This window comes from Polynucleobacter sp. 39-46-10, assembly GCF_002282275.1.
In genome coordinates this window covers 1-2,354 of the sequence record NZ_NCJB01000343.1, presented here as the reverse complement: position 1 = coordinate 2,354, position 2,354 = coordinate 1, and the positions used below count along the sequence as shown (strand labels likewise).

Below are 2,354 nucleotides of genomic sequence, written 5' to 3'. Positions count from 1 at the left end.
TATATTTTTAGTAATTTGCCGACATCTTTGAGATTCACGCTTAAATTTTGACAATAACACTGCTTCGTTACTGGTGAGCTTGTTCGGAGAGGCGAATAAGAATCTTGTGCTGGGATTGGCGGGGTTTAAAACTAAAATTTTTCCATCAATAGATTTCGCTATTTCTCCAGAATTTACTTCACCAATGCAGATCGCCATCTCATCCTGCAAGTAGCCGATGCTGTTGTTCTTGTCGGCCTTTTTGACTAAATTTGCTTGATTGGAGTTTGCAGTTCGGGGATCTTGAGTGGCGGGTAACTCCCCTTGGGAAACGCAAGCAATCAACGTACTGCAAAATAAAGGAATGCATAAATATAATTTGTTCATTTAAAACCCCAACATATTGCTCGCATACGTGCTTACTCTTGCTAAAGTAACCGACGTATTAAGCGGTAATCTCTCACCCTTAATGTGGATCTTGTCTGGAGCAATGCTCTGATATTTAAAATATCAGCCAAAAACTTCTTTGAATGCCTGGATAGAATTTCGTAAAAATTAGCTATTTAGCATCGCAATAACCCAAACTCCGGTCCAAGAAAAATTCTTGGTAGATCCAGTTAGCCAATGGCTAAATCAATAAAGAACTATGGGTTGGGATTAAGCTTTGGGAGGTTTGAAAGGGCAATCAAGAATATTATCTAAACTCAACTTGTCATTTGAGAGATAAAACTTTCTTGAAATTTTACCTAGGACGGGTAACTTAAATTCAACATCCCCGACGTTACCTGTAACGTGGGACATTAAGAATAATGTATGCACAGGTTCTTCTTCGCTAGCCTCTTCGTTAATCACAGATAAGCTATCGGCAAATGACATAGAGCAGGCATCAGTTCGAAGGCATGTTCGCTCAATACCAGTCTGAATAAATATGCTGGAAGCCACCACCTTGAAGGTGATTAAAAAAAGACAGACAGCAATCGTAAATGTTTTTTTATTGAACGGCATTGTGGCAATTCTATACTTTTTGAAATATTAAATATTTCATCATGTAAAAAAATCATCGCCACTGAAAAAATATCATTGTCACTGAACATGCCGATTGGAGACTCCATGCGCAATATTTAAACCGGATGAATGATCGCATGTAGCCATTATGTATACTTTTCCATTCCTTGATCTTCGTAGGAGAAGAGCATGAAGAATTTATTTATGCGAATTTGGAGAAAATTTAACCATCTTCTTCGCACTAAATCAGCAGCGGTGGCGCAAATGAAAAAAAAGTTGTTTCGCAAACGTCAAAATTTGCAAGGCACCTCATCTGGCATTCCACCAAAACATCAGTTATGTTCAGTAGTTATTCCCGCACTGAATGAAGAAAAGGCAATCGCATCAGTGGTGCTATACGCTCTATCTGACACGGCAACGGGTGAGGTAATTGTAATTGACGATAGCTCAATAGATAATACCGCTAGGCTAGCAAAAGAATCGGGAGCAATAGTAATAACCAGTTCAATGCTCGGTAAAGGGGCGTCGATGCATGACGGCATAGAAGCTGCGAGTCATGATTACATTGTCTTTTTGGACGGTGATTTATCTGGGTTACAAGAGAATATTGTCTCAAAGATGCTGGAGCCACTACTATCAGATAACGCTGATTTTATTAAGGCTAAATTTAGCAGGGGTGGCGGTAGGGTGACGGAGCTCACTGCAAAACCAATGCTCAAAGTTTTTTTCCCGGAAGTGTCATGTATCTCTCAGCCACTAGGGGGAATCATTGCATGCAAAAAGGCGCTGCTTAAAAAGCTAACTTTTGAATCAGGGTACGGCGTTGATATTGGGCTTTTAATAGACGCCCATCTAAAGGGAGCGCGTATCTGCGAAGTTGACATAGGTAGCTTAGAGCATGATAGCCAGCCACTAGTTGACTTAACGACAATGGCAAATGAGGTGGCGCGAGTGATTCACCACTACTCACGTCAGGCTGGGAGATTACACGTAGAGCAGATTTCAGAGATGTATGAAGAGCAAAGGGTTGCAACTGCCTCCTTTGACTACATTATTAATAGGCAAAAAGGTCGTCGCAAAGTGGTTCTGTTGGATATGGACGGTACTATTACTCCAAACCGTTTTGTAAAGGATTTAGCTAAATTTACCCATACTGAGGAGACCTTGGATGCGCTATTAGATTCTGCTGAAAATGATGCAGCCACAAGAAGCGAGAAGATCGCGGAAATTTTTAAATTTACACACCGAAATCAGTTTGAAAAAGTTTCAATGTCCATGCCAATTAGGGATGGGGTTATTGAGTTTGTCAACCAAATGAAGCGGAATGGCTTTATGGTTGGGCTCATATCTGATAGTTACTTTATTGCCGC

General features: G+C 40.5%; 3 protein-coding genes. 1 reads left to right on the top strand and 2 read right to left on the bottom strand.

Annotated elements, in window-relative coordinates; all coding sequences use genetic code 11:
* Together B7X71_RS15415 and B7X71_RS15410 are read right to left on the bottom strand one after the other, a co-directional pair.
* Positions 1–366 (bottom strand): hypothetical protein (locus B7X71_RS15415; RefSeq protein WP_293601347.1); only part of this gene is annotated, 366 nt, incomplete at its 3' end.
* 270 nt (positions 367–636) lie between these two features.
* Positions 637–984 (bottom strand): hypothetical protein, encoded by a 348-nt coding sequence (locus B7X71_RS15410; protein WP_293601345.1) that lies wholly within the window; start codon positions 982–984, stop codon positions 637–639.
* Between the two features lie 189 nt (positions 985–1,173).
* Here B7X71_RS15410 and B7X71_RS15405 point away from each other — a divergent pair.
* Positions 1,174–2,354 (top strand): glycosyltransferase (locus B7X71_RS15405; RefSeq protein ID WP_293601343.1); only part of this gene is annotated, 1,181 nt, incomplete at its 3' end.